Annotated in this window: 22 protein-coding genes; 11 read left to right on the top strand and 11 right to left on the bottom strand. The window is 73.6% G+C overall.

Going from position 1 to position 21,493, the window contains the following annotated elements; all coding sequences use genetic code 11:
- Nucleotides 1-19: 19 nt before the first annotated feature.
- Nucleotides 20-1,318 carry an FAD-dependent oxidoreductase gene (locus P2424_RS16890; RefSeq protein WP_276476563.1) on the bottom strand — a complete coding sequence of 433 codons (1,299 nt, stop codon included), beginning with the start codon at nt 1,316-1,318 and terminating at the stop codon, nt 20-22.
- 253 nt (nt 1,319-1,571) lie between these two features.
- On the opposite strand from P2424_RS16890, the gene P2424_RS16885 reads away from it, so the two are divergent.
- Both P2424_RS16885 and P2424_RS16880 read left to right on the top strand, forming a co-directional pair.
- A complete protein-coding gene (locus tag P2424_RS16885; RefSeq protein ID WP_276479005.1) occupies nt 1,572-3,155 on the top strand; it encodes a molybdopterin-dependent oxidoreductase in 1,584 nt (527 codons plus the stop codon).
- A gap of 106 nt (nt 3,156-3,261) precedes the next feature.
- Entirely contained in the window at nt 3,262-3,924 is a 663-nt protein-coding gene (locus tag P2424_RS16880) for a fasciclin domain-containing protein (RefSeq protein ID WP_276476562.1), read from the top strand.
- A gap of 133 nt (nt 3,925-4,057) precedes the next feature.
- Here the strand turns inward: P2424_RS16880 and P2424_RS16875 are convergent, their stop codons facing one another.
- Nucleotides 4,058-4,453, bottom strand: coding sequence for a DUF302 domain-containing protein (locus P2424_RS16875; protein WP_276476561.1), 396 nt, complete (start codon nt 4,451-4,453; stop codon nt 4,058-4,060).
- 125 nt (nt 4,454-4,578) lie between these two features.
- On the bottom strand, nt 4,579-4,860 hold the full coding sequence (locus P2424_RS16870) for a metal-sensitive transcriptional regulator (RefSeq protein WP_276476560.1): 282 nt from the start codon (nt 4,858-4,860) through the stop codon (nt 4,579-4,581).
- Between the two features lie 302 nt (nt 4,861-5,162).
- On the opposite strand from P2424_RS16870, the gene P2424_RS16865 reads away from it, so the two are divergent.
- Nucleotides 5,163-5,795, top strand: coding sequence for a GAP family protein (locus P2424_RS16865; protein WP_276476559.1), 633 nt, complete (start codon nt 5,163-5,165; stop codon nt 5,793-5,795).
- 42 nt (nt 5,796-5,837) lie between these two features.
- Nucleotides 5,838-6,257 (top strand): hypothetical protein, encoded by a 420-nt coding sequence (locus P2424_RS16860; protein ID WP_276476558.1) that lies wholly within the window; start codon nt 5,838-5,840, stop codon nt 6,255-6,257.
- On the opposite strand, the gene P2424_RS16855 is transcribed toward P2424_RS16860, so the two are convergent.
- The 7 genes from P2424_RS16855 to P2424_RS16825 all read right to left on the bottom strand — a co-directional run bounded on the left by P2424_RS16855 (nt 6,177) and on the right by P2424_RS16825 (nt 13,086).
- The gene (locus P2424_RS16855; RefSeq protein ID WP_276476557.1) at nt 6,177-7,619 is read right to left on the bottom strand and encodes a nickel-dependent hydrogenase large subunit; all 1,443 of its coding nucleotides are present in this window, start codon (nt 7,617-7,619) and stop codon (nt 6,177-6,179) included. The genes P2424_RS16860 and P2424_RS16855 overlap by 81 nt on opposite strands.
- A gap of 74 nt (nt 7,620-7,693) precedes the next feature.
- Nucleotides 7,694-8,479, bottom strand: coding sequence for an oxidoreductase (locus P2424_RS16850; protein ID WP_276476556.1), 786 nt, complete (start codon nt 8,477-8,479; stop codon nt 7,694-7,696).
- A 1-nt stretch (nt 8,480) separates the two neighbouring features.
- Entirely contained in the window at nt 8,481-9,281 is an 801-nt protein-coding gene (locus P2424_RS16845; protein ID WP_276476555.1) for an FAD/NAD(P)-binding protein, read from the bottom strand.
- Nucleotides 9,278-9,733, bottom strand: a complete 456-nt coding sequence (locus P2424_RS16840) for a cyclic nucleotide-binding domain-containing protein (RefSeq protein WP_276476554.1) — start codon at nt 9,731-9,733, stop codon at nt 9,278-9,280. The genes P2424_RS16845 and P2424_RS16840 overlap by 4 nt, the downstream gene beginning before the upstream one ends.
- Nucleotides 9,730-10,908: a 4Fe-4S dicluster domain-containing protein gene (locus P2424_RS16835; RefSeq protein WP_276476553.1), complete on the bottom strand. Its 1,179-nt coding sequence runs from the start codon at nt 10,906-10,908 to the stop codon at nt 9,730-9,732. The genes P2424_RS16840 and P2424_RS16835 overlap by 4 nt, the downstream gene beginning before the upstream one ends.
- Before the next feature lie 172 nt (nt 10,909-11,080).
- Nucleotides 11,081-11,620 carry a hydrogenase maturation protease gene (locus tag P2424_RS16830; RefSeq protein WP_276476552.1) on the bottom strand — a complete coding sequence of 180 codons (540 nt, stop codon included), beginning with the start codon at nt 11,618-11,620 and terminating at the stop codon, nt 11,081-11,083.
- A gap of 86 nt (nt 11,621-11,706) precedes the next feature.
- Nucleotides 11,707-13,086 (bottom strand): hypothetical protein, encoded by a 1,380-nt coding sequence (locus tag P2424_RS16825; RefSeq protein ID WP_276476551.1) that lies wholly within the window; start codon nt 13,084-13,086, stop codon nt 11,707-11,709.
- 547 nt (nt 13,087-13,633) lie between these two features.
- On the opposite strand from P2424_RS16825, the gene P2424_RS16820 reads away from it, so the two are divergent.
- The 7 genes from P2424_RS16820 to P2424_RS16790 are packed head-to-tail and all read left to right on the top strand — an operon-like array spanning nt 13,634 to nt 21,201.
- Complete coding sequence (locus tag P2424_RS16820; RefSeq protein ID WP_276476550.1) at nt 13,634-14,719, top strand: acyltransferase domain-containing protein; 1,086 nt, start codon at nt 13,634-13,636, stop codon at nt 14,717-14,719.
- The gene (locus P2424_RS16815) at nt 14,716-16,596 is read left to right on the top strand and encodes a hypothetical protein (protein ID WP_276476549.1); all 1,881 of its coding nucleotides are present in this window, start codon (nt 14,716-14,718) and stop codon (nt 16,594-16,596) included. Before P2424_RS16820 ends, P2424_RS16815 begins: the two co-directional genes overlap by 4 nt.
- Nucleotides 16,593-17,687 (top strand): ketoacyl-ACP synthase III, encoded by a 1,095-nt coding sequence (locus P2424_RS16810; protein ID WP_276476548.1) that lies wholly within the window; start codon nt 16,593-16,595, stop codon nt 17,685-17,687. The genes P2424_RS16815 and P2424_RS16810 overlap by 4 nt, the downstream gene beginning before the upstream one ends.
- On the top strand, nt 17,684-18,541 hold the full coding sequence (locus P2424_RS16805; RefSeq protein WP_276476547.1) for an SDR family NAD(P)-dependent oxidoreductase: 858 nt from the start codon (nt 17,684-17,686) through the stop codon (nt 18,539-18,541). The genes P2424_RS16810 and P2424_RS16805 overlap by 4 nt, the downstream gene beginning before the upstream one ends.
- Nucleotides 18,542-18,545: 4 nt before the next feature.
- Nucleotides 18,546-19,712: a beta-ketoacyl-ACP synthase 3 gene (locus tag P2424_RS16800; protein ID WP_276476546.1), complete on the top strand. Its 1,167-nt coding sequence runs from the start codon at nt 18,546-18,548 to the stop codon at nt 19,710-19,712.
- On the top strand, nt 19,688-19,957 hold the full coding sequence (locus P2424_RS16795) for an acyl carrier protein (protein WP_276476545.1): 270 nt from the start codon (nt 19,688-19,690) through the stop codon (nt 19,955-19,957). Before P2424_RS16800 ends, P2424_RS16795 begins: the two co-directional genes overlap by 25 nt.
- A complete protein-coding gene (locus P2424_RS16790; protein WP_276476544.1) occupies nt 19,954-21,201 on the top strand; it encodes a beta-ketoacyl-[acyl-carrier-protein] synthase family protein in 1,248 nt (415 codons plus the stop codon). Before P2424_RS16795 ends, P2424_RS16790 begins: the two co-directional genes overlap by 4 nt.
- Here P2424_RS16790 and P2424_RS16785 read toward each other — a convergent pair.
- Nucleotides 21,185-21,370, bottom strand: a complete 186-nt coding sequence (locus tag P2424_RS16785) for a hypothetical protein (protein ID WP_276476543.1) — start codon at nt 21,368-21,370, stop codon at nt 21,185-21,187. The genes P2424_RS16790 and P2424_RS16785 overlap by 17 nt on opposite strands.
- Nucleotides 21,371-21,493: the final 123 nt, after the last annotated feature.

The raw sequence follows: 21,493 nt of genomic DNA, 5'->3' as shown, positions 1-21,493 counted from the left end.
CGGGCCGAGGTGCGCCCGGTCACCAGCGCACCCCCAGGGCGCGCGCCGCGGCGACGCCGGAGCGGCAGCCGTCCTCGTGGAACCCCCAGCCGTGCCAGGCGCCCGCGTACACCACGGGTCCGCTCTCGAGCTGTGGCACCCTGCTCTGGGCGGCGACCGACTCCGGTGTGTAGACGGGGTGCTCGTAGACCATCCGCGCCAGCACCCGGCTCGGGTCGACGTGCTCACCCTCGCCGAGGGAGACCACGTAGCGGCCCGGGGCCGCGAGGTGCTGCAGCCGGGTCATGTCGTAGCTGACCCGGACCCGGCCGGGTGGAGCGGTGCAGTCCGGCATCCGGTAGTTCCAGCTCGCCCCGGCGCCCGGTGAGCGCGGCAGCACGGTGCTGTCGGTGTGCAGCAGCGCCGGGTTGCGGGACCAGCGGAAGGCGCCGAGCACCCGCTTCTCGTCCTCGGTCGGCCGCTCCAGCACCCGCAGCGCCTGGTCCGCGTGGACGGCCAGGACGACCTTGTCGTAGTGGTGCTCGTGGCCGTCGGCGGTGACGATCTCGGCCCCGGCGCCCCCGGTGGAGTGCCGGCGGACCGCGCGCACCGGCGCCGAGGTGCGGACGTCGGGCAGTTCCTTGGCGATCCGCTGCACATAGGTGTGCGAGCCGCCGGTGACGGTGCGCCACACCGGTGAGCCGCCGATGCCGAGCATTCCGTGCTGGGACAGGAAGCGGAAGAGATAGCGCGCCGGGTACTGCAGGGCGGTGTCCGGCGCGCAGGACCACACGGCCGAGACGAGCGGCGCCAGATAGTGGGAGGTGAAGTAGCCGGAGAAGCCGCCGCCCCGCACGAAGGCGCCCAGGGTCTGCGGGGAGCCGGAGCCGTCCGCCGGCAGGTCCTCCTCCGCGGCCAGGGTCCGCAGGGCCCGCCGGTGGAAGACGGGGACCTCGGCGAGCATCCGCAGGTAGCGGCCGCGCAGCAGGTGTCCGGGGCGGGGGAACAACCCGCTGGGCCCCTTGGCTCCCGCGTACTCCAGTCCGCAGCCCCCGCACTGCACCGACATGCTCATCTCCGACTCCTGTGTGGCCACGCCGAGTTCGCCGAACAGCCGGGTCAGCAGGGGGTAGGTGCGCGTGTTGTGGACGATGAACCCGGAGTCCACGGGCAGCGGGCGGCCGTCCGCCGTGACGACCTCATGAGTGTGGGTGTGCCCACCGAGCCGGTCGTCGGCCTCGAAGAGGGTCACCTCGTCGGTGGTGCGCAGCAGCCAGGCCGCCGTCAGCCCCGCGATCCCACTGCCGATCACGGCCGTCCTCCGCCGCTGTGCCGCCATGCCGCTCCTCTTCTCGCCGCGCGTGTGAGCACGCGTCCGGACACCACCCGGGACGGGTAGCCGAAGGTGATTCGGAGCCGCACGCATGACGGATTGGGCCGGATGGGGAAGTCCGCTCCCCGGTGTCAACTCCCGGAGAAAGATTCATTCTTTTCGCGGGTCGACCAATCCGCCGTGCTCCGGGACCCGAAGCAGGGGCGTGAGTGAGACGGAAGAGACCTCGGCCGGCGGGCAGCAGCCCGAGTCGCCGCGTATGCCTGCCGCACGGGCCGCCCGTGCGGGGCTGGCGGGGCTGTGCGGCCTGCTGGCCGGCTACGCCGCGCTGGCGGTCGCCGAGCTGGTGGCCGCGGCCGTGCGGCCACGCAGCGGTCCGCTGGTGGTCGTGGGCGGCGCGGCGATCGACGCGACGCCGACTCCGGTCAAGGACTGGGCGATCCGCACCTTCGGCAGCGACGACAAGTTCGTCCTCCAGCTCGGCATGGCGGTGGTGCTGGCGCTGTGCGCAGCGGCGCTGGGTGTCGTCTCACTGCGGTACCGGAGGGCCGGTGCGGGCGGGGTGCTGCTGTTCGGCATCGTCGGCGCGGCGACCGCGCTCAGCCGCCCGGAGGGCCAGTACACCGACGTGGTGCCCTCCTTGGCGGGGGCGGTGGCCGGAGCGGCCGTGCTCCATCTCCTGGTCGGCTTCCTGCGCGCGGACCGGGACGACACCGAACCGGCGCTCCCGGGTCCGGTGGCACGAGTGGCTCCGACCGGCCGCCGCGGCTTTGTCCTCGCCGCGGGGGCGGTGGCGGTCACCGCGACCGGTGCCGGCTGGCTGGGCCGGTTCCTGGGGGCCGCACGCGGCGCCGCGGCCGAGGCGTCCCGCGAGGCAGTGACGCTGCCCGCGCCGTCCTCGCGAGCGGCGCCCGTACCCCGGGGTGCCGAACTCCGGGTGGACGGGCTGGGCGACTTCATCACCCCCAACTCCCGCTTCTACCGGGTGGACACCCTGCTGCGCGTCCCGCGGCTGACCACCGAGGACTGGAGTCTGCGCATCCACGGTAAGGGGGTGTCCCGGCCGGTGACCCTCGACTTCGCGGCGCTGCTCGAACGCGGCCTGATCGAGCGGGACATCACCATGACCTGTGTCTCCAACCAGGTGGGCGGCTCCTACGTCGGCAACGCGCGCTGGCTGGGTGTCCCGCTGGCCCCGCTGCTGCGCGAGGCCGGGGTCCGTCCCCCGTCCAAGGGCGGACCGGCCGATCAGCTGGTGGCGCGTTCCGAGGACGGCATTACCCTCGGCAGCCCGGTGGAGACGGTCATGGACGGCCGTGACGCGATGCTCGCGGTGGGCATGAACGGCGAGCCGCTGCCCTTCGAGCACGGCTTCCCGGTCCGCATGCTGGTGCCGGGCCTGTACGGCTATGTGTCGGCCTGCAAGTGGCTGCGCGAGCTGGAGCTCACCCGCTTCGAGGACGTGGACGTCTACTGGGTCAAGCGGGACTGGGCCCGCGAGGCGCCCATCAAGATCCAGTCCCGTATCGACACCCCCCGGCCGCTCGCCGACGTCCGCTCCGGCAAGGTCACGGTGGCCGGAGTGGCCTGGGCGCAGCACCGCGGCATAGCCCGCGTGGAGGTCCGGGTGGACGACGCGCCCTGGCGTACCGCGCGGTTGGCCGAGGAGGACAGCCAGGACACCTGGCGCCAGTGGCTGTGGGAATGGGACGCCGAACCCGGCTCCCACACCCTCCAGGTCCGTGCCACCGACAAGAAGGGCCGTACCCAGACCGCGGACCGGGTCGGCACGGTCCCCGACGGTGCCACCGGGCGCCACTCGGTGGTGGTCAACGTGACCTGAACCGCTCGTCGCGCCCGCCGGATCCCTCCGGCGCCGGGCGAATCCCGCGGATCACACCCGTGATCCGCATCTGCAACCGCACCAGATATCCACGTAGGAGTGAAGAATGAACCGCAATCGCACCCGTCACGCTCTGCTGGCCGCCACCGCTGCCCTCGTACTGCCGTTCGGGCTGGCCGCCTGTGGCAGCGGCGACAGCGGTGGCGACAAGTCCGAGGGGAGCAAGAGCGAGCAGAAGCAGAGCGACAAGAGCGAAAAGAGCGACAAGCAGGACAGCAGCGACGACATGGCCATGGACACCTTCGGTCCGGCCTGTGCCTCGGTGCCCAAGACGGGCAAGGGCAGCTTCAAGGGGATGGCCCAGGACCCGGTCGCGACTGCCGCCTCCAACAACCCCGAGCTCTCCACGCTGGTCTCCGCCGTCAAGAAGGCCGGACTGGTCGACACGCTCAACAGCAGCGAGAACATCACCGTGTTCGCGCCGACCAACGACGCCTTCGACAAGATTCCGAAGGCCGACCTGGAGAAGGTGCTCAACGACAAGAAGATGCTCACCAAGGTGCTGACCTACCACGTGGTCGGCAAGCCGCTGGGCAAGCCCGAGCTGAAGGACGGGGAGTACGCGACCCTGGAGAAGCAGAAGCTCACCACCAAGGGGTCCGGGGACTCCTACACGGTCAACGATGACGCCAAGATCGGCTGCGGCAACGTGAAGACCGCCAACGCCACCGTCCACATCATCGACACCGTGCTGATGCCTCCCAAGTAAGCGTCACCCCGCGGAGCGGGCTTTCCGGACAGCGCGGCGGGTTTCCCCCACGGCCGTCACCGTGGGGGAACCCGTCGATTCCGTGCCGTGCGGGCCCGTCTGCGTGCGGGGCAGGTACGCCCCCCGGCGGTGCTCAGCCGATGCCGGGCAGCGCGGCGAGGGCGGCGTCCAGGCGCCTGATGGCTTCCGAGGCCACGGGCTGCAGAGCGGGCAGCCCGGTGAGGGTGACCATGGTGTCCGGATCCAGGGCCTGCACGACCGTACGGTCGCCGTCGCGCCGTACGACCACGTTGCACGGCAGGAGCAGGCCGATGCTGCGGTCCGCCTCCAGCGCCTGCCGGGCCAGGGGCGCGTTGCAGGCGCCGAGGATCAGGTAGTCCCCCGTGTCGTGGTCGAGTTTGGCCTTCAGTGTCGCGCGGACGTCGATCTCGCTGAGGATGCCGAATCCCTCCTCCGCGAGTGCCGCGCGGACGGCGGCCACCGCGGTGGCGAAGTCGGTGTCGAGAGTGACGGTGCGGTCGTAGGGCACGGGAACTCCTCGGCGGGGTGGGGGCGGTGGTCTCCCTGTATCCCACCGCAGCCCTGGGGGAGTGCGGGGACACGCCGGGAACCGGCCGCGGGCGCCGGGCGGGCCGGGGGAGCGTGGCGGGGGCTTCAGGCCAGGGAGAGGAAGAGTTTCTCCAGGCGGGCCCGCAACTGCTCGCGGTCCTCACCTTCGGCCAGGTCCGTACCGGTCAGGCAGTGCTGCAGTCCGGTGGCGATGATGGCGAAACCCGCCCGGTCCAGCGCCCGGGAGGCGGCGGCGAGCTGTGTGACCACGTCCTCGCAGTCCCGCCCTTCCTCGATCATTTTGATCACTCCGGCGATCTGCCCCTGCGCCCGGCGCAGCCGATTGACCACGGTTCTGAGTTCCTCGGCCGCCATCGACAGTTCCATGGCAACTCCGTTCGCCTACTCCGTTCGATATACCCCTCTAGGTATTTTACCCGGGAGAGCGGCATGCACGAAGAGTGACCAGGTCGCCGCACTCGTCCCGGCTGCCCCCGCGGAGGCCCGCACCGGGGGCCCGGCACGGTCCGGTCGACCGTCTGGTTCACCCGTTCGGACTACGTTCGGATGCGGCTGACGGTGGCGCTGGTCCAATTGAGGTAACCGCAAGAGCGGAGGGGAGCCGCGTCAGGGCCTGCGCAGCAGGCACGCGACTGCTGTCGTCAGCACCTGCACGGATGGCGTTTCCTATGGACAGCCTGAAGATTCTGCCGCTCGCCATCACCATGATGGCAGGACCCCAGATCATGTCGGCCGTCATTCTGGCCACGGCGCAACGGGCTGTGCGGGTCTCCCTGGGCTTCGTGACCGGAGTGCTGATCGGCACGTCGCTGGGCGTGGCCGTCATGCTCGGCATCGCCACCGCGCTGGGCGGTGCCGTCGACCTCGGAAGCTCGGAGGACAAGAGCTCCGTCGGCCGGGTGATCCAGTACGTGCTGGTGGCCCTGCTGATCCTGGCCGCGCTGCGGAACTGGCGGAAACGGGAGACCGTCGAACCGCCGAAGTGGCTGCACGCGCTGATGTCGGCCGACACCCGGAAGGCGTTCGAGACGGGCCTGCTGGTCGTGCTGCTGATGCCCTCCGACCTGATGGTGATGCTCACCGTCGGCGTCCACCTGGACCAGGGCCACGGCTCGTTCGTCGACGCGCTGCCGTTCATCGCCCTCACCACCCTGGTCGCCGCGACACCGCTGCTGCTGCGCGTGCTCCTGGGCCATCGGGCCGCGTCCGCGATGCCCGGCCTGCGTGACTGGATGAACAACAACAGCTGGCTGGTCAACATCATCGTGTGCCTGATCTTCGTCGTACTGATCCTGGCGTGACATCCGAGTCGGCCGCACAGGCCGAGCAACCGAGGAGTACTCATGACACAGGCTGTGAAACACCCCGCATCGCACCGGGAGCCGATGGCGGCCGGTATAGCGACGTTCGCCGCGGTGATGCTCGTCATCGGGGGAGTGCTCGGCATCCTCCGCGGCATCATGGCCATCGCCAACGACAACGTCTTCGTGAACACGCCCGACTACGTCTTCGAGTTCAACGTGGAGGGCTGGGGCTGGATCCATCTCGCTCTCGGCATCGTGGCTCTGATGACCGGGCTCAGCCTCTTCAAGCTCACGCTCTGGGCCCGGGTCGCCGGAGTCACCATCGCCGGTCTGCTCCTGGTGAGCAGCTTCCTCTCGCTTCCCTACTACCCGGTCTGGTCAGTCGTGCTGATCGCGCTCTACGGATTCGTCATCTGGGCGCTGTGCGTCGCCCGGCCCGAGTCCGCCGACGCGCCCTGACGAGGCGGTCGGCCGGTCCGCTTCCCGCTCCCGCACCACCGTGAGGTCGAGGAAGTGCGCGGAGCAGGAGATGCAGGGGTCGTGGTTGCGGATGGCGCGTTCGCACAGCCCCGCCAGCTCGGCGTCCGTGGCCTCCCCGCGTGCCAGCCGCCTCTGGACGAGCAGACGCAACTCATCCTCGACGGCACCCTGGTTCTGCGAGGTGGGCGGGATGAGGCTCGCATCGGTGACCAGCCCGTCCAGGTCCAGGCTGTAGCGGTGGTACAGCAGGCCGCGCGGCGCCTCGGTGGCCCCGTGACCGGTTCCGGCACGCGGCGCCACCTCCTGGGAGGCGCGCGCGGGCGGCTCGTAGCGCTCGATCAGGCGCAGCGCCTCCTCCACGGCGTAGAGGACCTCGACGGCCCGGATGACGATGCTGCGGAACGGATTGCGGCAGACCTCACCCGACGCCGGGTCCGGCAGGCCGGCCGCCCGGGCCGCCTCCCGCACCGCGGACGGCAGCAGATGCCCGCTGACGGCGTACCGGGCCAGCGCCCCGGTGAGATGCCGACGGCCGTCCAGCCGGGCCTGCAGCGCGGTGGAGTACGGCACCTGCTCCTCGACGACATGCGCGCCGAACTCGGCGAGCGGAAACGACCTGCGCGCCTCCCCGCCCCCGTAGGGCAGCACGGTGGGAACGCCCCGCTCGATGGCGTAGGTGCCCGGTTCCGCCAGGGCGAACAGGTCGGCACGGCACTCCGCTTCGGGGAAGTCGAAACCGGCCACCCAGTCCACGGCGGCCAGCGCGTCCTCCCGGGCCCGCATCAGCCGCTCCGCCAGCGGGCGGAGTTCGGCCCGCGAGGGAACCCGGTGGAAGCCGCCGACACGGACGTTGATCGGATGGACCGCCCGCCCGCCGAGGACCTCCAGGATGCTGTTCCCCGCCTGCTTGAGCCGCAGCCCGCGCTCGATGGCCGCCCGATGCCGGTGGGACACCTCCAGAGCACTGTCGGCACCGAGGAAGTCGGGCGCGTGCAGCAGATGGATGTGCAGACTGTGGCTCTCGATCCACTCGCCGCAGTAGAGCAGGCGCCGCAGGGCGGCGAGCTGTCCGCCCACGGCGACCCCGCACGCGTCCTCGATCGCGTGGCAGGCACTGGTCTGGTAGGCGACCGGGCAGATACCGCACACCCGCGAGGTGAGGTCCGGAGGCTCGGTGTGCCGGCGGTCGCGCAGAAAGGCCTCGAAGAACCGCGGCGGCTCGTAGATGCTCAGCCGCGCCTCGGTGACCCTGTCCCCGCTGACGCGTACCCGGAGGGCGCCCTCGCCCTCGACGCGGGCCAGCGCGCCCACACTCAGCACCCGTGTGCCGCTGTCTGCCATGGCTGCTCCGTCCTTCTTCCCGGCCGCCCAGGCACGTGGCCGGAAGGCCGACTGTCAGGTGGCGGGACGACCGCTCAGTCGTCCTCGTCCAGCACGCCGGGCGGTTCGAGCGCGGCGAAGTCCTCGACGTTGTAGGTGTGCAGGAAGCGCACGATGTCCTCGTCGCTCATCCCGTCGCTGCGCAGCAACGGGATCATGGCGGGCATGTTCGTGGAGGCGGACGGCCCGAAGCACCCGTAGCAGCCGCGTCCGTAGGCCGGGCACAGGGCACCGCACCCGGCGTGGGTCACCGGCCCCAGGCAGGGGATGCCGCGCGCGACGGGCAGGCAGGTGGTGCCGCGGCGCTTGCAGGCGAAGCACACGCTGTGATCGGGGATGTCCGGTCGGCGGCCGGCCAGAAAGGAGGTGATGACCTCCAGGAGCTGCCCCCGGTCGATCGGGCACCCGCGCAGTTCGAAGTCGACCGGCACATGCGCCGAGATGGGCGTGGACGTGGCGAGGCTCTCGATGTATTCGGGCTCCGCGTAGACCGTCGCACGGAAGGCGTCGCCGTCCGCGGAGTTGCGCAGGGCCTGGATGCCTCCCGCCGTCGCGCACGCGCCGATGGTCACCAGGTGGCGGGACTCGGCGCGGATGCGGCGGACGCGCTCGAGATGCTCGGGAGTGGAGACCGAGCCCTCGACCAGCGAGAGCTGATAGGGGCCCGGCCGGATGTCGCTCGACGCCTCGGCGAAGTGCGCGACCTCCAGCTCGGCCGCCAGGGGGAGCAATTCCTCCTCGCAGTCCAGCAGAGTCAGTTGGCAGCCGTCGCAGGAGGCGAACTTGAAGACACCCAGGCGTGGACGGTCGGACCCGGTCATCTCACAGCTCCCGTACGGCGAGGAGGGGCTCCGCCCGGTCGTACCCGACCACCGGGCCGTCCCGGCACAGCAGCAGCGGCCCGAGCTGGCAGTGGCCGCAGTGACCTGTGGCGCAGTGCATGTTCCGTTCGAGGGAGACCCGGATCCGGTGCGCGGGCACGCCGCGGTGCCGCAGTTCACGGGCGGTGGCCCGGATCATGACCTCCGGGCCGCAGAGGAAGGCGGTCGTGTCCCCCGGGGTGAAGGACGCCTGGTCGAGCAGTGCGGTCACCACTCCCACCTCGCCCTCCCAGCCCGGGGCCGGACGGTCCACCGTCACGCCGCAGTACGGCTGCCCCCAGCCGGCCAGCTCGTCCCGGTACAGCAGGTCGTGCGGAGTGCGGGCGCCGATCAGGACGTTCAGCCTGCCGTGCGCCTGAGGCGCGGCCAGCGCGGCCCGCACCAACGGCCGCAGCGGTGCCAGACCGATGCCGCCCGCCACCACCAGCAGGTCCCCGCCCGCCGACGGCAGGTCCCACTCCGTACCGAACGGGCCGCGCACCCCTACCTGCTCGCCGGGCCGCACCGCGCACAGGGCCCGGGAGACCGCACCGACGCCCCGGACGGTGTGGCTGAGCACACCGTCCCGCAGCCCCGCGACCGACACCGGGATCTCGCCGACCCCGAAGGCGTAGAGCATCGCGAACCGGCCCGGCCTGAAGCCCGTCAGCGTCTCCCCGACCGGTTCCAGCACGAGGGTCCGGGTGTCGGCGCTCTCGGCCCGGTTGTCCACCACGCGGTAGGGGAGGGGGACCGCGGTCACGGCTGCGGTCCACTTCCGTAAGGGCCGTAGAGGTCGAGCAGCCGGGTACGCGCGGCGCGCAGCCGCCGGCCGATCACCTCCACCACATAGCGGAGCAGTTCGTGGTCGAGCTCGTGGTCGCCCTCGCACAGCGAGAGCACCTCCGCCGCGTCGAACTCCCAGGCACGCACCCGCCCGACGGCCTCGGCGCCCAGGTGCCACTGGTGCGGCGGGCACAGCCACGACCAGCCCAGCAGCCGCTCCGGGCCCAGCGTGTCGACCACGGCCGCGGGGCCGCCGGGGACGTGGATGTCGAGGCTCACGGTGCCGTTGCGGATGATCCAGAACCGGTCGGCCCGCTCGCCCTCCTCGAAGATCCGTGTCCCGGCGCCGAAGGACACTTCGCGACCCAGGGCCAGCAGGCGCGCGCGGGGGCCCTCGCGCAGCGCGGCCAGTACCCCGGCGTGCCTCACCGCGCACCCTCCTCTCGTCCGTCCTGCCGCTGCAGCCGCTCCTGGTGCAGAGCGTGCGCCTCCTCGGTGATGTCGATGCCGACCGGGCACCAGACGATGCAGCGGCCGCATCCCACACACCCCGAGCTGCCGAACTGGTCCCACCACGTCCCGAGCTTGTGCGTGAGCCACTGCCGGTAGCGGCTGCGCGACGAGGCGCGGACCGAGCCGCCCGGAAGATGGGAGAAGTCCAGGTCGTAGCAGGACTCCCAGCGCCGCCAGCGCTCGGCGTGATCTCCCGTCAGGTCGGTCACGTCCTCGCTGGTGGTGCAGAAGCAGGTGGGGCAGGCCATCGTGCAGTTGCCGCAGGTGAGGCAGCGCGCGGCGACATCGTCCCAGCGCGCGGCGTCCAGACTGCCCGCCATCAGCTCCCGCAGACTCGCCGGGGGCATCGTGCGGCCCATCCGCCCCGCGGCGTCCTCGACGCCGCGCCGCGCCGCACTGCTCGTCGCGTCGTCGGCCGGGCGGTGCGGCAGCCGCCGCAGCAGTTCCGCGCCCTCCGGCGTCCCGGCGCGGGCCAGGAAGCGGTGGCCCGCCGCGTCCACCACCTCGGTCAGCGCCAGATCGTAGCCGGGGTGGGCGGCGGGCCCGGTGCCCATGGAGACGCAGAAGCAGGTGGCGCCCGGTTCGGTGCACTCCACGACGATCAGGAACGCGCCCGTGCGGCGTTCCCGGTAGGTCTCGTCCCGGTGCCGGCCGCCGGTCATCACCCGGTCCTGGATCCGCACGGCGCTCAGATCGCAGGGTCGCACCCCCAGGAACGCGTAGGAGACGGGCGAGAGAGGTTCCTCCCGGACCGTCATCGCGCCGTCCTCTCCCCGGTCGGCCGTCCACTGCCGCACCCGCTCGGGGTGGAGGAAGTTCTTCCAGGACTGCGGCCCCGCGCTGTGGGCGAACGCCGCACCGTCGCTCCGGCGCACGATCCGGTAGTGGCCCGCCTCCAGCTCCACTCCCCATCCCCAGGGCAACTCCTGGGCACCGGCGAGTTCGTCCAGCACGATGGCGCTGTCCCGCACGGTGGGTCCGACGACGGTGCGCCCGTCGGCCCGCAGCTTCCGCACCAGGGCGTCGATGCCCTCTCGGTCCAGCACGCAGCGCGTGTCCTCGGTCTCCGTGGGTGCCGGCGCGGCGGCCATCGCTGCTCCTGCCGTTCGGTGGATGTGCTGCCCCCAGCCTGACCACGGCTCGCCCCTCCCGCACGCGGACGCGCCGGGCGCGGCGCAGGGTGCGCCCGCGTGCCGCTTCCACCGCCGGTGGCTCCCCTGCCGTGCCCGGCGGTCTCCATCACCTCCCGCGAGGTGCGCGGGATCAGTGGCGTTGCTCGACCGGCAGCGCCGCGCCCGCGTGGGAGATCTCCGCGCGGATCCGCCGCACGAGCGGGTCGAGGGCCGCGGCCACCGCGGGGGTCAGCCCCTCGCCCGGCGAGCCGTCCGCTGCTTCGACCGCGTAGACCACCAGCCGCCCGGGCAGCCTTCCGAGCGCATGGGCCAGCGCCACGGCGTATCCCAGACCGAGTCCGTGACTGCTGGTGGTGCGCACCGGCCACGTCGCGCCCGGCTCCAGTCGGTGGATGCGCCCCGGGCACGCCGGTTCGGCGCGTGCCGCGTCCACCACGACCGCGAGTGCGGCATCCGTCCACAGGTCGACCAGGCGTACCGGATCGCCGTCGCAGCACACCGTGCGCACGCCTGCCGCCGTCCCGTCGGGGGGCATTCGGGCCCGCAGCCGGGCGACGGCCGCCGGCCCGGCGCCGTCGTCCCCGCGGAAGGTGTTGCCGACCCCGATGACGATGACGCGCACCGTCTCCGCCGTCGCCTGCCGCCCGCTGTCCGGGCCGCCGCTGTCCATGGCCGCCATCCTCGCGCGGACGGCCGGCGGAGTCCCGTGACCGGGCCGGGCCCCACATCGCTGTCGGCCACCGCACGGCGCGGACCTCACCCGGTGCCCTCCGCGGTCGGCCGGGTCAGGCGTGAGATGCGGTCGCGGACCTCGCGGACCTGCGGGTGTCGCCGGTAGGGGGCCAGCGACCGGTGCAGCGAGGTCAGCGAGGCGGTGGCGCGCCGTGAGGAGGTGTACGGGTAGTGCGCGAAGAGTTCCCGGCACCGGTTCAGCGCCCTCTCCAGCTCGCCCAGCGGCAGCAGGGTCTCGGCCAACTGGGCGTGGGTGAGGACGCGTGCGATGTGGTGGTCCGGCGGGCGCGCGGCCAGGGAATCCTCGAACGCCCGGACGGCCGCCGCGCGGTCGCCCAGCGACAGCAGCACCTCGCCCCGCTGGTAGTGGAAGGCTTCCGGCGCGTACCGCGTCCAGGGGCCCGGCGCGTCGTCGTCGCCGCCCGGTTCGGCGGCGTAGGAGCGCTCCGCGGCCAGCAGGTCGGCCAGCGCCTCCTCCCGCTCACCGTGGGCGGCCCGTACCAGCGCCCGCCCGGCGTACAGATAGGTCCGTACATGGGGGGTCGCGGCGAAGGACGCCACCTCCAGGGCGATCCGCGACCACTGGTGTGCGTGCGCCATGTCGTCCAGCCGCAGGGCCAGCACCGCCATGGTGCGCAGGGTGATGGCGTAGACGTTCCGGTCGCCGGCCCGGTGGGCGAGGCCGAGTGCGGCGAGGTGGCAGTGGTGTCCGAGGTTGGGCAGCCCCGCGTCGGCGGCCATCGTGCCCAGCAGATGCATCAGGCACGCACTGCCGGCCAGCACCGCCGGAGCAGCCGCGCCGCCGCCGGGTGTGGTCACCAGACGGGGGACCACCTCTTTGGCGATGTAGGCGCCCAGTGCGGAACGCGCATGCGCGCCGCCGTACTTCTCCGTCAGCTCGGTGAAGACGGCGACCAGGTCGGCCAGGCGCGTGTCGGGACGCGGTGCGCGGTCCCGCGCGGCGGACGTCCCGGTTCGGGTGCCGCTCGGCGGCGGTGGCCAGACGGGCAGCCGCACATCGGCGGCGGTGAACAGCTCCCGGTCGAGCGCGAGCCTGCGGGCCGGATCCGCGTCCGCCTCGCACAGCGCCTGCAGACGCTCCACCGGGTCGTCCGCCTGCAGCCCCGTGCCGGGCGCGACCGCGGCTGCCGCCGTGCCCAGTCCCGTCTCGCCGATGTGTACGGCGCGTCCGAGGCGGCTGCCGAACACCTGCGCCACCAGGCCGGGAACCGGTGCGCGCGGCCTGGACCCGTCCAGCCAGTGGGCCACAGCGGTCCGGTCGTAGCGCAGCCGCAGCCCGTGCTTGGTCCCCAGGGCGTTCACCGCCCGGGCGAGTTCTCCCGCACTCCACCCGGACTCGGCGAGCAGCGCGGCGAGATGGCGGTTCGGCCGGTACCGGCCCATGGGCGTCTCCTGGCTCGCTCCTGCCCGGCCGTCCCGTTCCGCGGGGGGCGCCCGGTCACGCGGGCCCGGGGCTTTCAACGCGTTCACGTCCCGATGACCGGATCCGATTATCACCGCGCCCGTCCTTGTGTTTCGGTGGAGACATACCCGAGGCGGAGACCTCTCCGCACCAACCGGGAGTGCTTTTCGGACTGTACGCACGGGGATGCCACTGGCCCGGCGGTTTCCGTGTGTCAGCTGTTGCCGTTCCCCCTGACACCAGTCGTCACACGTTGCCGAGGCGCGGCGTAACGCTGCACGTCACGACTGGTTCTCACGGAACGGCCCAGCCCGGGGTGCGGCCGCCGCGGGTCCGCGAGGAAACGTCCAGAAACCGGCACCGCCCGGACTTCTTCCGGCTGTGCGCATCACGCAGGCGACTGGTCCGTCGCCGCAGACCACCGAGCGAAAGACCTCATCCGGTGCCCGGAGGCGCCACCGTCCACCGTACCCGGCTGTCCCTGTCCGCCGTGCGGACACAGCTCCCTGCGCAAAGAGAGAGAGCACCATGCCCTCAGCATCCGACCGACCCGAGCTGTCCGCCCGGGGCGCGGCCGCTCCCGACTTCGTTCATATCTTCCCGGGCCAGGGGGATTTCGCCGTCTCACCACTGGTGTCGGCCGTCCGCGCGCACCCCGTGCTCCGCGCCGCGGCCGAGGAGGTGTTCGCCCAGGTCGACGCGGTCAGCGGCAGCTACGGAGTGCCCGCGCTGGGCCCCGCGCTGCTCGGCAGCACACCGCCCAGCGGCCGGACCCTGGCGGCCGGCCCGGTGGGCACCCCGCAAGTGGCACTGTTCGGAGCGTCCATGACGATCCACCGGGCGCTGTGCGCCATCGGCGCGGCACCCCGGCGGATCGTCGCCGTGAGCTTCGGGGAGATCGCCGCGCTCACCGCCGCGGGGGTCTTCGACATCCCCGACGGGACCCGGATCGCCTGCAGGCTCTCGCGCTATCTGAGCCGCTGCCGCGGCGGCATGACCTTGCTCGCGGCCGGCGAGGACCGGGCGCGGGAGCTGATCGACGCGGCGGGGTCCCGCCGGGTGTCCGTGGCCTGTGTCAACGACCCGCAGGAGACGGTCCTGAGTGGCCCGACGCATGAGCTCTCGCAGGCCGAGGCGTGCGCCGAGCGGTACGGAGTGGCAGCGGTCCGGCTCCGGCTGCCCTTCGCCTCCCACCATCCCTCGCTGAGCTCGTACGCCGAGGGGTTCGCGGCCGCGATCCGCACCCTGCCGTCCCGACCGGCCCACACGCCCGTGCACTCGGCCGTCCACGGTGGCCCCTACAGCAGGGGGGACGACCCGTACCAGGGACTCGCCGCCTGCCTGACCCACCCGGTGCTGCTGCCCCCGGTGCTGGAGCGGGCCGCGACCCAGGGGCCGGCCCTGCTGCTGGAGGCCGGTACCGGTCAGACGCTCACCCGCAACGCCCGCCGGGTCCTGGCCGGGCACGACCTGGTCGCGGCGCGCAGCCCGCTCACCGAACCGGCCTTCCCCTGGGAGCGGCCGCACCGGCTCAACCGGTGCCCCGACGCACGGTCGGCCGGGAGCGAGGAGCCCGGCGCGAACCGCCGCGAGCAGCACGGGGTGATCGTGTGACACCGTCGACGGGCTCGCCGCCCCCGCACCGATACGACGGCGACCCCCTGCGTACCCGGCAGGCCCGGCGTATCGCGGACGCCCTGGGAGCCCAGCGCCCTCACGCACCGGGCGAGGGGCCCAGCCGCAACCACCGGACCCACCACGCGCTGACGCGGTTGGCGGCGGTGCTGCCGCCCGCCCGCGAACTGCTGCGGGACCGGGAGTGGCTGGCCGCGCTGAGCGCCTGCACGGTCCTGGTGGACCCGGCGCTGTACATGACCGTCGTCAACCACCACATCCTCTGCCTGGGCTCCGTCGCGGGCGCGGCGGATACGGAGCAACTCGGCGCGAAGGAGCTCGCGCGGACCGTGGAAGCCCTGGAGAGCGGCCACCGAAAAGGCGTCTTCCTGGTCACCGAGATCGGCGATGCCAACAGCCACCTCGCGCTCCGCACCACAGCCGATTTCGACCCGGAACGCCGCGAGTTCGTCCTGCGCACGCCGGACGCCGGGGCCGCCAAGTTCTCCGGGGTCGGCGTCCCGGGCAGGCCGCAGTCCGCCGTGGTGTGCGCCCGCCTGAGGGTGGACGGCACCTGCCACGGAGTCCATCCCTTCCTCGCCGACCTGTGCGACGAGCGGGGCACCGCGCCCGGGGTCACGGTCAGCGGACCGCTCGGTGTCGAGGCCCTCCCGCTGGAGTACGCCCTGGTGCGGTTCGAGGGAGCCAGGCTGCCCTACGACCGCTGGCTGCGCGGGGCTGCCTCGATCGACGGCGACGGAGTCCTGCACGACCCGGGTGGTGATCCCGGGGCGGCGCTGCGGCGCACCCTGGATGTCGGACGCCGCCTGTGGGCGACCGTACCCACCGCGGCCGCCGCCACAGCCCGCGCGTCCGCCGTGGCCGCGCTGCGCCACTCCCAGCACCGGCGCTCGCACGGCCGGCTCGCCCCGGGCGCACCCGTGCTGGACTACCGCACCCAACAGCGCGCGGTATTGGGCGCACTGGCGGAGGCGTTCGCGCTCGACCGCGTGGCGAGCACCGCGCTGGACGTCTGGCAACAGGCGGAGGACGCGCGGGCGTGGTGGTCCGCCGGCCGCCCCGCCGAGGCCGACGGAGCGGAGGAGGCGGCGTTCACCCCCTGGGCGGCCGTCGACCGCAGGCTGTCCGCGCTGAAGGCGTCCGCCGTGGACGGCGCGGCGCGCGTCACAGCGGAGTGCCGCCGCCGCTGCGGTGTCGCGGGCTACCTTGCCGCCAACCGGCTCAGCGGATACAGCGGCTTCGCGGACTCCTTCGGCGCGGCGGGCGGCGACAACCGGCTCGTGCTGCTCGACGTCGGCTGCGCCCTGGCCGAGGAGCATCCCGCCGACGGACCGCCCCCCGACACCCGCCCGCCGCCCGACCCCGACGACCCCACCTGGTGGTGCCGGACCGTCACCGCCCTGGAAGAGCGCCTGGCGGCCGGACTGCGGGCAGCGCTGAAGGACGGCCGCGGCAGCGGACTGGAGGGGATGGACCTGTGGAACCCGCTGCTGGAGCGCGCCCGGCAGCTCGGCGAGGTCCACACCCTCCGGCTCGCCGCACAGGCGGTGGCCGCCCCCGCGGCCACCGGCGCCGGCTCCGAGCCGGCCCGGCGGACCCTGACCGCCCTCCACGGCACCACACAGGCGCTGCGCCTGGCCGGACCGCTGCAGTGGACGGGCGTCGTCTCCGCCCGCACGGCCGCCTCCCTGGACGCGGCCGCGGACCGGCAGTGCGCGCGACTCGCCCCGCACATCGACGAACTGGCGACAGCGCTCGCCCCGCCCGAGACGCTCGCCCCCACCCCGCTGACCGACCCCGACTACGCCGCCGCGCTCCACGCCACCCTCGACCGCCCCGACGGAGGACACCCGTGACCACGACCCTGCCCACCCCCGGCGCCGTCTCGGCGCCCGCCCCGCGGCCGCCCGCCATCGGCGTGCTCGGCATGGGCACCCATCTGCCCGCCGGGCGGCGCTCCAACGACGAGGTCGCCCGGTCGGCCGGAGTCAGCCCCGGCTGGATCACCGAACGGACCGGCGTACACAACCGGCACGCGGCCGCCCCGGACGAGGCCGCCTCCGACCTGGCGGCTGCCGCGGTACGGTCCGCCGTGGCGGCGGCCGGCATCGACAGCGAGCAGCTCGATCTCCTGATCCTGGCCACCTCCACCCCCGACGAGCTGGGACCCGCCACCGCCTGCCGCGTCCAGGCCCTCACCAAGGCCCGCAACGCGGTCGCCCTCGATGTCAGCGCGGCCTGCTCGGGCTGGCTGTTCGCGGTCCGGGTCGCGCACGACCACCTGCGCTCCGACGCCTGTTCCCGGTACGCGGCGGTGGTGGGGGTCGAGGCGTACTCGAAGTTCCTCGACCCCGCCGACCGGGCCACCGCCGTGCTGTTCGCCGACGGCGCCGCCGCCTCGGTGCTGGGCCCGGTTCCCGCGGGGGAGGGGTTCGCCGACTTCCACCTCGGCTCCGACGGCGTCCTCGCCGACCATGTGCTGATCCCCGCAGGGGGGAGCCGGGCGCCCGCCAGCTCCGGCACTCTCGCCGCGGGCCGGCACACCATCCGGATGGACGGCCGCGCCGTGCGGGACTTCATCGCCGAGATGTTCCCCGCCCTCGTCGCCGACGGCCTGGCCCGCAACCGGCTGCGGATGGAGGACATCGACGCCTTCGTCGCCCACCAGCCCAACCCCAGGCTGCTGCGCACGGTCGGCACGTCGCTGGGCATCCCGCCGGGCAGGCTCCCGATCGTCGCGGACGAGGTCGGCAACATCGGCGCCGCCTCGACGCCCTACGCGCTGGCCGCCACGGCCGCCGACGGTGCCCTGCCGCGCGGCGGCCGCGTCCTGCTCACCACCATCGGCGCCGGGATGACCTGGGGCAGCGCGCTGCTCACCTGGAGCGGCGCCCCCGTCATCCGCACCGCCCCCGCCCCGGAATCCACGGAACGGAGCCCACGATGAACACCACCACCCTCACCACCGCCGAGGCGTTCCGGCTCGACGGCATCCGCGCCCTGGTGACCGGCGCGTCGCGCGGAATCGGCCGGGCCGTCGCGCTCGCCTTCGCCGACGCGGGCGCCGACCTGGTGCTGTCGGCGCGTACTTCGGCGGCGCTCGAGGACACCGCCGCCGAGGTCGCACGCCGCGGGCGGACAGCCGCCCTGGCTCCCGCCGACTTCTCGGAGCCGTCCGCCGCCGGGGCCGTGGTCGACCGGGCGGCCGACGCGCTGGGCGGACTCGACGCCGTCGTCCACAACGCCGGCATCCTGCCCGGCGGCCCCGACGGTACACCGAACGTCGCGCCCCTGCAGCACACGCGGCAGGAGGACTGGGACGCCGTGGTGACCGTCAATCTCAACGCCTCCGCCGCGCTGTGCCGGCACGCCCATCCGCACCTCAAGGCGTCCCGCCGGGCCTCTCTGGTGCTGATGTCCTCGGTGGCCGGAGCCGTGGGCACCCCGATGATGGAGGCGTACGCGGCGACCAAGGCCGGACAGGTCTCTCTGGCCCGCAGCCTGGCCGTCGGGTGGGCACGCGAGGGCATCCGCGTGAACGCGCTGTGCCCCGGGTGGGCCCGCACCGACATGACCTCGTTCGCCTCGGGCACCGCCGCGGTCTCCGACTGGCTGATGGCGCACGTGCCGATGGGCCGCTGGGCCGAACCGCAGGAGGCCGCGTGGGCCGCGCTGTACCTGGCCTCGCCCGCGGCCGCCTATCTGACCGGGCAGGCGCTGCTGCTGGACGGCGGACTGTCGGTCCCGGACGGCGGTCTCGCCGGCATCCCCAAGCCCGCCTCCCCCTTCGCGGAGGTGTGAGCCGGTGGCGTCCAGGACACCCCCGCACGACGGGCGGGCCGGTGTGGTGTGCGGTATCGGTGCCTCGCTGCCCCCCGCGCAGCGGAGCAACGCGGACGTGGCGCGCGAGGGGGACCTCGCCACCAGCGACGAGTGGATCCGCTCGCGCACCGGTATCGCGCGCCGCCGCCGCGCGGGCCCCGGCATCGCCACCGGGGACCTGGCAGCGGCCGCCGGAGGGGCCGCGCTGGAGTCGTCGGGCGGCGCCGCGCCCGACCTGGTGCTGCTGGCCACGACGACACCGGACCGGCGCTGTCCCGCGACGGCTCCGGAGGTGGCGCACCGGCTGGCCCTGGGGCCCGTTCCCGCCTTCGACCTGGCTGCGGTCTGCTCGGGGTTCGTCTACGCGCTGACCGTGGCCACCGGGCTGGTCCGGTCCGGGTTCTGCGAACGGCCCCTGGTCATCGGCGCGGAGACCTACTCCACCATCGTCGACCCCCGGGACCGGGACACCGCCGTCATCTTCGGCGACGGCGCGGGTGCGGTGCTGCTGCGCGCCGGAGAGCGCGGGGAACCGGGCGAGGTGCTCGCCTGGGATCTGGGCGCGGACGGTGCCGGCAGCGACCTGATCGCCATCGCCGCGGGCGGCTCCGCCGCGCCCGGCGCCTCGGACCGGCCACCGCGGGACCACCGGTATCTGCGGATGCGGGGAAGGGAGGTGTACGCGCACGCGGTGCGCCGGATGACGGAGTCGTCCCGGACCGTCCTGCGGCGGGCGGACTGGCCGGCATCGGCGCTCGGCGCGTTCATCGGACACCAGGCCAACCAGCGGATCCTGGACACGGTCGGCGACCGGCTCGGCGTCGCGGCCGAGTGCCGCTTCGGCAACATCCGCGACGTCGGCAACACCGCGGCCGCCTCCGTCGCACTGGCCCTCGCCGACACCGCGGCCCGCGGTGTGGTGCGGCCGGGTGCCCCCACCCTGCTGACCGCCTTCGGAGGCGGACTCACCTGGGGGTCGATCGCCCTGACCTGGCCCGAAGCCCGGACGTGTGCCGACACCCCGGCCGGACCGGCCACTTCGGCCGAGGAGCGGCCACCCCACGGCCCGGACCTGCCACACGAGACGAACCGGCCACAGAACCGACAACAGCGGGAGGAAGACCCATGGACTCCGTCCACGACCAAGTGATCACTGCGCTCACCGACAAGTTCGACATCCCCGCGGAGGGCATCGCGCCCGGCGTGACCCTGACCGAACTCGGCCTGGATTCCCTCGCCGTCACCGAACTCCTGGTCACACTCCAGGAACAGTACGCTGTCGGCCCGCCCGATGACGCGGTCACCGGCGAGGCCACACCCGATGACGTCGCGGCACTGGTGCGGAAGCTGCAGAGCGGGGAGTCGCGGCCCGCCGGGCAGGGGACGCAGGAGTGAGCGGCACCGGCCGTCCGGTGGCGGTGACCGGTCTGGGCCTGGTGACTCCGGCGGGCCTGGGCACCGAGCAGACCTGGCGGCGGGTGTGCTCGGGCCGTGCCACCGCGGCGGAGGATCCGGCACTCGCCGGGGCGCCGGTCGGACTCTCGTGCCGGGTCGAAGGGTTCGACCCCCGCCGGCACGTGGGCGGCTCCCAGCCCTGGCGGGACGACAGGTTCACCCAGTTCGCCCTGGTGGCTGCCCGGGAGGCGGTGCGGGACGCCGCCTTGGAGCCGCGCGCCTGGGACGGCGCACGAATCGCGGTGGTCCTGGGCTCGGCGGCCGGCGGCGTAGGCACCTACGAGGAGCAGCATCACAGGTTCCTCACCACCGGGCACCGCGCGGTCTCCCCGCTCACCCTGCCCGCCTTCCTGCCGAACATGGCAGCCGGCCGGCTCGCCATCGACCTGGAAGCGCACGGACCGGTACTGCATGCCGCGACCGCCTGCGCCTCGGGCGCGACCGCGCTGGCCGTCGCGGCCATGCTGCTGGACGCAGACGCCTGCGACGTCGCCGTCGCCGGCGGCAGCGACGCCATGGTGACCCCGCTGTGCGCGACGGCCTTCGCCCGGGCGGGGGCCCTCTCCCGCCGGAGCGGCGATCCGCCGGGTGCCTCGCGCCCGTTCGACACCGAGCGGGACGGCTTCGTCCTGGCCGAGGGCGCCGGAGTGCTGGTGCTGGAACGTGCCGCGGACGCGGCGGCGCGGCGTGCACCCGTCCGCGCCCTGCTCGCCGGGCACGGTTCGTCGACCGACGCGCACCACACCGTGGCGCCGGAGCCGGCGGGCCGCCAACTGCGGAGAGCGGCGGAGCAGGCGCTGGACCGGGCCGGTGCCGCCCGCGCGGATGTCGACCACGTCAACGCCCACGGCACCGGAACCCCGCTCAACGACCGTACCGAGGGGGCTGTGCTGCAATCCCTCTTCGCCGGTGGCCCCGCGATCACCTCCACCAAGGGGGTCACCGGGCACATGATGGGCGCGGCCGGAGCCGTGGAGGCGGCACTGACCGTGCTGGCCGTGCAGCACGGAACGGTACCGCCGACCGCCAACTTCCACGGCGCCGACCCCGGGGCCCGGGAACTCGATCTCGTGCACAGGGCCGCGCGTTCCCGGCCCGTGGGGCTGGCCCTCAGCAACTCCTGCGGTTTCGGCGGCCACAACGTGGTGCTGGCGTTCGCCTCCGCTGCTACGTCGGCGGGTTGAGGGGGTCGGCTCGGGACGGAGACGCCGTGGGCTGCGGGGCGGGCGCCTCCTCGTCCGGCCCGGTGCCGGTGCGGAAGGCTGCCGGTTGCTGCTCCTGGGCCGGCGCCGGGTCGCCGGACGGTGCGGATCGGGATGCCATGGCCAGCGCGTAGTGTTCCGGATCGGTCATGGCACAGGCGTACCCCGCCCTGCCTCCGGCACTGGAGAGCCTCGCCGGGGATCACCCGTGCTGTGGTACGGCACTCGGGCAGCCGGCCGCCCGAGTGGCCCCGGCCGGTCCCCCTGTCCGGCG

It is taken from the genome of Streptomyces sp. WMMB303 (assembly GCF_029351045.1).
GTDB lineage: Bacteria > Actinomycetota > Actinomycetes > Streptomycetales > Streptomycetaceae > Streptomyces.
Note: the sequence above shows the minus strand (reverse complement) of the source record. Positions and strands in the feature narration are given on the sequence as shown.